This window comes from Shigella sp. FJ200513, from assembly GCF_040495915.1.
Lineage (GTDB): Bacteria > Pseudomonadota > Gammaproteobacteria > Enterobacterales > Enterobacteriaceae > ECMA0423.
On the sequence record NZ_JBDYCV010000194.1, the window covers coordinates 1 to 3,107 of the forward strand.

General features: G+C 50.0%; 2 protein-coding genes and 1 pseudogene. All 3 read left to right on the forward strand.

Annotation, left to right across the window (positions count from 1 at the left end; all coding sequences use genetic code 11):
• The first annotated feature begins 218 nt into the window (after positions 1-218).
• Positions 219-2,087 (forward strand): low affinity potassium transporter Kup, encoded by a 1,869-nt coding sequence (gene kup / locus ABZJ92_RS21170; RefSeq protein ID WP_000102309.1) that lies wholly within the window; start codon positions 219-221, stop codon positions 2,085-2,087.
• A gap of 166 nt (positions 2,088-2,253) precedes the next feature.
• A complete protein-coding gene (gene rbsD, locus ABZJ92_RS21175) occupies positions 2,254-2,673 on the forward strand; it encodes a D-ribose pyranase (RefSeq protein ID WP_000715936.1) in 420 nt (139 codons plus the stop codon).
• 7 nt (positions 2,674-2,680) lie between these two features.
• Positions 2,681-3,031, forward strand: a pseudogene (locus tag ABZJ92_RS21180) (ATP-binding cassette domain-containing protein); the annotation flags it as partial.
• Positions 3,032-3,107: the final 76 nt, after the last annotated feature.

The following is a 3,107-nucleotide window of genomic DNA, read 5'->3' on the forward strand; positions in this document are numbered from 1 at the left end:
GGTAAAGGAGAGGCCCTGGAAATACCCCACAGCCCCGAAAAAGAGCCAGTCAGTTGCTTAACTGACTGGCATTACTCAAAGGGGGGGCTTTTTCTTTGAGCCAGGTTAATGTGGCCGCATTTAGGAGTACGATTTTGCCGTTAATCGTGCATACTGTGCGCTTTTTTGTGGGCCAAGGGACTAAGCACACATTTCATATTTCAACGAAAGACTAGTCTATGAGCACTGATAATAAGCAATCATTGCCCGCGATTACCCTCGCGGCGATTGGAGTTGTCTACGGCGATATTGGTACCAGCCCGTTATATACACTTCGTGAATGTTTGTCCGGCCAGTTTGGTTTTGGCGTTGAACGCGATGCCGTGTTTGGCTTTTTATCGCTGATCTTCTGGCTGCTAATCTTTGTGGTTTCCATTAAATATCTCACCTTCGTGATGCGGGCAGATAACGCCGGTGAGGGGGGGATCCTGACGTTGATGTCGCTTGCCGGGCGTAATACGTCGGCGCGAACCACATCAATGCTGGTGATTATGGGGCTAATCGGCGGCAGCTTTTTCTATGGTGAAGTCGTCATAACACCCGCTATTTCGGTGATGTCAGCCATTGAAGGTCTGGAAATCGTCGCCCCGCAGCTGGATACCTGGATAGTTCCCCTCTCAATTATCGTTCTCACTTTATTATTTATGATTCAAAAGCATGGCACGGCTATGGTCGGTAAGCTGTTTGCGCCGATCATGCTGACCTGGTTTTTGATTCTGGCAGGACTGGGGTTACGTAGCATTATTGCTAACCCGGAAGTGCTGCATGCGCTGAATCCGATGTGGGCGGTGCATTTCTTCCTTGAATACAAAACGGTTTCTTTTATTGCATTAGGGGCAGTGGTGCTGTCGATTACGGGGGGCGAGGTGCTGTATGCTGATATGGGGCACTTTGGTAAGTTCTCTATTCGCCTGGCGTGGTTCACCGTCGTATTACCTTCCTTGACCCTTAATTACTTCGGTCAGGGAGCGTTGTTGTTAAAGAACCCGGAAGCGATTAAGAACCCGTTCTTCCTGTTGGCACCGGACTGGGCGCTGATCCCACTGCTGATCATCGCCGCACTGGCGACGGTAATTGCCTCGCAGGCGGTTATCTCTGGCGTCTTCTCATTGACGCGTCAGGCGGTACGTCTGGGATATTTGTCGCCGATGCGCATTATTCACACCTCCGAAATGGAGTCAGGGCAAATCTATATTCCGTTTGTGAACTGGATGCTCTATGTCGCGGTCGTGATTGTGATTGTCAGCTTTGAGCACTCCAGCAACCTGGCGGCGGCGTACGGGATTGCGGTGACCGGAACCATGGTACTGACGTCTATTCTCTCGACTACCGTGGCACGTCAGAACTGGCACTGGAATAAGTATTTTGTTGCGCTGATCCTGATTGCTTTCCTTTGTGTCGATATTCCATTGTTCACCGCTAACCTCGATAAACTGCTCTCCGGCGGCTGGTTGCCATTGAGCCTCGGTACTGTGATGTTTATCGTGATGACCACCTGGAAGAGCGAGCGTTTCCGCTTGCTGCGGCGGATGCATGAACATGGTAACTCTCTGGAAGCGATGATTGCTTCGCTGGAGAAATCACCGCCTGTTCGCGTGCCCGGGACCGCGGTGTATATGTCGCGTGCAATCAACGTCATTCCCTTTGCGCTGATGCATAACCTTAAACATAACAAGGTATTGCATGAGCGGGTGATTCTGTTAACTCTGCGCACCGAAGACGCGCCATATGTCCATAACGTCCGTCGGGTACAGATTGAACAACTGTCGCCCACTTTCTGGCGCGTGGTGGCAAGTTATGGTTGGCGAGAAACGCCAAACGTGGAAGAAGTTTTCCACCGCTGCGGTCTGGAAGGATTAAGTTGCCGGATGATGGAAACCTCCTTCTTTATGTCGCATGAGTCGTTGATCCTCGGCAAACGCCCGTGGTATTTGCGTCTGCGCGGCAAGCTGTACTTGCTGCTGCAACGTAATGCGCTGCGTGCACCAGATCAATTTGAAATCCCGCCAAACAGGGTTATCGAACTGGGTACTCAGGTCGAAATCTAACGCCAGACGCCTCCTTTCTTCATAAGGGGGCGTTTTTGTTTTCATGGTTAATCACCATGTAAAACGTTTCGAGGTTGATCACATTTCCGTAACGTCACGATGGTTTTCCCAACTCAGTCAGGATTAAGCTGCGGATCAGCGAAACGTTTCGCTGATGGAGAAAAAAATGAAAAAAGGCACCGTTCTTAATTCTGATATTTCATCGGTGATCTCCCGTCTGGGACATACCGATACGCTGGTGGTGTGTGATGCTGGTTTACCCATCCCCAAAAGTACAACGCGTATCGATATGGCATTAACCCAAGGTGTACCTTCTTTTATGCAGGTGCTGGGCGTCGTCACAAATGAAATGCAGGTCGAGGCTGCCATTATCGCGGAAGAGATCAAACAACATAATCCGCAACTCCACGAAACGTTGCTCACTCACCTTGAGCAGCTGCAAAAACACCAGGGAAATACCATTGAAATTCGTTACACCACGCATGAACAATTCAAACAACAAACCGCAGAAAGTCAGGCGGTAATTCGCAGCGGAGAATGTTCTCCGTATGCGAATATCATTCTCTGTGCTGGCGTGACGTTCTGAGGCCGTCATGGAAGCATTACTTCAGCTTAAAGGCATCGATAAAGCCTTCCCGGGCGTAAAAGCCCTCTCGGGCGCAGCGTTAAATGTCTATCCGGGCCGTGTGATGGCGCTGGTGGGCGAAAACGGCGCGGGTAAATCCACCATGATGAAAGTGCTTACTGGTATCTATACTCGCGATGCCGGCACGCTTTTATGGCTGGGGAAAGAAACGACATTTACCGGGCCGAAATCTTCCCAGGAAGCCGGGATTGGGATTATCCATCAGGAACTGAACCTGATCCCGCAGTTGACCATTGCCGAAAACATTTTCCTCGGTCGTGAGTTTGTTAATCGCTTTGGCAAAATTGACTGGAAAACCAGGTAATGCTGCCAACTTACTGATTTAGTGTATGATGGTGATTTTAAGGTGCTTGCGTGGCTTCCATTTCCATCAG

Coding starts and splice junctions, on each gene's coding strand:
- kup (WP_000102309.1), top strand. CDS start 219: ATGAGCACTGATAATAAGCAATCATTGCCCGCGATTACCCTCGCGGCG.
- rbsD (WP_000715936.1), top strand. CDS start 2,254: ATGAAAAAAGGCACCGTTCTTAATTCTGATATTTCATCGGTGATCTCC.